The organism is Helicobacter trogontum (genome assembly GCF_000765905.2).
Lineage (GTDB): Bacteria > Campylobacterota > Campylobacteria > Campylobacterales > Helicobacteraceae > Helicobacter_A > Helicobacter_A trogontum.
The window spans coordinates 1-3,422 of the sequence record NZ_JRPL02000060.1; the positions used below are offsets into that span (position 1 = coordinate 1).

Here is a 3,422-nt window from a genome sequence, read left to right on the forward strand (position 1 = left end):
GAAAAAGACCGAAAATAAAAAAGCAAAATCCAATATTTTTGAATTTAAAGCTCATGATAACTCCTTATGACTGATGTTTAAACGATAAAAAAATCGTTCCATATTTTCTGCTTGAAGCAATGCTTCCTTATTTTCATCTACTACGATAAATGGCTGACATTTAAGGACAGAGTGAATATACTCTACCTTGCATTCTTTGTCAGTCTCTAGCTTTTTAAAAAAAGATTCTTTATCTAAGATTCTAGTATAAATTCTTATTGCTTGTAATTGTGTGATTAACTCTATCATTCTCAACATATCAAACTCTTCTATGTCTTTAAATTTTATCTTTGCAATATATCTAAATCCCACTTAAGAGATATACTAATGGATCAGGCTACCTACCCCTTGCACTTCTATATCTATAATACTTCCAACTGCTAGGATATTGAAAAAGTATGATTTGATAATCAAAACAGAATATGCAAGATTAAAATATGGTAAAATATGCAGGTATCCACACCAGCAAAAGGAACCAAATGAAACAAAATAATCAAAATACAAACATTCCTATAATGCTAGATTCTAAAAATCCTAGTAATCAAAATAGCTTACTGCAATATGAAACCCATATAAGGCTTATGTGTAGATATGCTATTGCAACTCTTATGTTTATGCTTATTGTGTGTTTATTGACAGGTTGTCAGATGAGGCAATTCATCTATCCAGATTCAAAGGAATTTGCAAGAATATGTCATGAAGCAAGAGAAAAAGGGTTTGCAGGGATTTTGTATGATGAAAAACTTCAACCTAATAGTGAGCAAAATTTTGACTATTTGTATCGCTTATATGGTAATGTAGAAATGGGTAGGAAAGATTATATGCTTGGCAGAGATAGGGAAAGATTATCAAATATTTATAAGGCACTCACCTACATGGACCAAGCAAGAAAGAGTATTAAAAAAGACTATATTTTTGGCGAAGATAGAACAGAATCAAATATTATTCACACAATCACTTATGCAGATAAAGAGAGAATCAATAAAATAAAAAAAGATATAAGGGGACTAAAAGGTAACAAAGAATATGTAGTTACTTTAACAGATAGCTATGGTTACCCTATGAAAAGAGATAGAGAATCATCAATAAGATATTTAGAACAAGAACTATTTCTTTTAGAAAACTACTATGGAGAAACAATAGAGCAAAGGATAGATAAAACATCATTAATAACAAAAAAAGAATTTCTCATAAGAAATAAAAAAACAAAGGCAATAGCCTTTAAAGGTATATCCTATAATCTCTATGCAGATAGAGAAATGTCCATTTCAAGCCGTAAAGATCCAGCAAAGGTAGAATATAAGCCAAAACCTGGCTATGATTCTTCTATTAAATATGAACAGGAGCCAATATATTATTGTGTTGAAATGTCAATACTCAAGGAACCAAATGAAGCAAAATAACCACAACACCAACACTCCCATAATGTTAGATTATATGGATTCTAAGAATCTAAAGGGATTGTTGCAGTATGAAGCACATATAAGGCTTATGTATAAATATGCTATTGCAAGTTTTATGTTTATAGTTATGGTGTGTTTTTTGCCAGGTTGCGTAGGCATACAAACAATATATCCAGATTCAAGAGAATTTGCCAGAGTATGTAAAGAAGCTAGAGAAAAAGGAGAGCTTGTAGGGATTCTCTATGATGAAGGACTTCAGCCTAATAGTGATCAAAATTTTGCTTATTTGTATCGCTTATATGGTAATATAGAAATGGGTAGAAAAGATTATATGTTTGGTAGGGATAGGAAAAGATTATCAAATATTTATGCAACACTCATAGAGGAAGAACAAAGATTCAAAGTTAGAAAAGACTATATTTTTGGCAAAGATAGAACAGAATCAAATATATTTAAAAAAATCATTAATGCAGATAAAAAAACAATACATAATATCAAAGAAGAGATAAAGACTATACACAATAAGAAAGAATATGTCGCTACTAAAGTAAATCATTATGGCGAGATTATAAAAAAGGACAAAAAAACATTGCTAAAAGATTTAGAACAAGAACTATTTCTTTTAGAAAACTACTATGGAGAAACAATAGAGCAAAGGATAGATAAGGAATCTTTGATAACACAAAAGGAATTTCTCATAAGAAATAAAAAAACACAGGCAATAGCATTTAAAAGCATATCCTATAATCTCTATGCAGATAGGGGTATGTATATTTCAAGCAATAAAGATCCAGCAAAGGTGGAATATAATGCAAAACCCGGCTATAATGAATTTATTGAAGTGCTACAATATCCATTATATTATTGTTTTGAAATGTCAATAATAAAGGAATTAAATGAAACAAAATAACCAAAGCATAAACACTCCCATAATGCTAGACTATATAGATTCTAGCAATCAAAGCAACTTATTGCAGTATGAAACACATATAAGGCTTGTGTATAAATATTCCATTGCGGCTTTTGCAGGAAATGTAAAACTTAAAGATTTTATGCAAGCTAGGAGGCATTTTTATAATACATATAGCACAGATATACCTAAAGATACATTAAAAAAAATTTTTAGAAACAGAAAGATTATTATTGCAAGAAGCCCTTTTGCGCCCTACAAATGAGATTGGCGATAAAATTCCTGTGGGTGGATTTATAGGGCGAGAAAGTCTTGCCCTCAATTTTGCTAAAGACTATGAAGTGATTGATCATATCAATGAAAAAGATAGAGAATCTAGAGGTGGTTTTCGGGCTACACTCTTTAGACATATAAACAATAAGGAATATGTTTTAGCACTAGCAGGAACTGACGCGCCATCTAAAGAAGTGAATGTTTTTGGTAAAAAAATAAAATTACCAATTGTTAAAGAGATAGATTATAAAGACATAGCAGCAGATGGCTCCCTTTTATTCCGCAAGCTACCAAAATTTCAATATGATTCTATGATAAATTTTTATTTTAGACTAAAGCAAAATAGCTACATCACAAAAGACACGCCATTGGTTGTAGTAGGGCATTCACTAGGGGGCTATTTAGCACAGCTTTTTGCGCTTACCTATCCTCATATCATAAAAGGGCTTTATACCTATCAAGCACCAGGAAGCAAAAGATTATGGCGAGGTTTATTTACTTTGCTACAAAGTCTGCACATTAAAGCACAGCAAACAGAAATAAATATCAAGCAACACAGAAAACAAGCCTATATCAATCTATCAAAATCACAAAGAAAAGAAGCAATGCGTATAGTAGAAAATAAGACCTTTCATATACATACTGATGATGATTCTAATTTGGAAAATAATTGGTGGATTAAGTCTAATGTAATCCAGGAGCTAGGCACAAAAACACCAGGCTATTTATATTATATCAATGACAAAAACAATGACTTTCATCACCCAGCTCGTTGTGTGTATGCATTAGAAAAGCTA

Annotated in this window: 4 protein-coding genes and 1 pseudogene; 4 read left to right on the top strand and 1 reads right to left on the bottom strand. The window is 31.0% G+C overall.

Going from position 1 to position 3,422, the window contains the following annotated elements; translation table 11 throughout:
- Positions 1-51 precede the first annotated feature (51 nt).
- The gene (locus LS81_RS10545) at positions 52-351 is read right to left on the bottom strand and encodes a hypothetical protein (protein ID WP_034348128.1); all 300 of its coding nucleotides are present in this window, start codon (positions 349-351) and stop codon (positions 52-54) included.
- A 167-nt stretch (positions 352-518) separates the two neighbouring features.
- Here LS81_RS10545 and LS81_RS10550 point away from each other — a divergent pair, with 167 nt between their 5' ends.
- From LS81_RS10550 to LS81_RS10560, 4 genes and pseudogenes are all read left to right on the top strand, one after another.
- The gene (locus LS81_RS10550) at positions 519-1,442 is read left to right on the top strand and encodes a hypothetical protein (RefSeq protein ID WP_034347893.1); all 924 of its coding nucleotides are present in this window, start codon (positions 519-521) and stop codon (positions 1,440-1,442) included.
- Entirely contained in the window at positions 1,429-2,352 is a 924-nt protein-coding gene (locus LS81_RS10555; RefSeq protein WP_004083819.1) for a hypothetical protein, read from the top strand. Before LS81_RS10550 ends, LS81_RS10555 begins: the two co-directional genes overlap by 14 nt.
- Positions 2,339-2,617, top strand: coding sequence for a hypothetical protein (locus LS81_RS12200; RefSeq protein WP_233715896.1), 279 nt, complete (start codon positions 2,339-2,341; stop codon positions 2,615-2,617). The genes LS81_RS10555 and LS81_RS12200 overlap by 14 nt, the downstream gene beginning before the upstream one ends.
- Positions 2,586-3,422: pseudogene (locus tag LS81_RS10560) on the top strand (lysophospholipase); the annotation flags it as partial. The gene LS81_RS12200 and the pseudogene LS81_RS10560, both read left to right, overlap by 32 nt.

What these genes read in the sequence shown, in the direction of transcription:
- LS81_RS12200 (WP_233715896.1), top strand. Translation starts at nt 2,339, where the DNA reads ATGAAACAAAATAACCAAAGCATAAACACTCCCATAATGCTAGACTAT.
- LS81_RS10555 (WP_004083819.1), top strand. Translation starts at nt 1,429, where the DNA reads ATGAAGCAAAATAACCACAACACCAACACTCCCATAATGTTAGATTAT.
- LS81_RS10550 (WP_034347893.1), top strand. Translation starts at nt 519, where the DNA reads ATGAAACAAAATAATCAAAATACAAACATTCCTATAATGCTAGATTCT.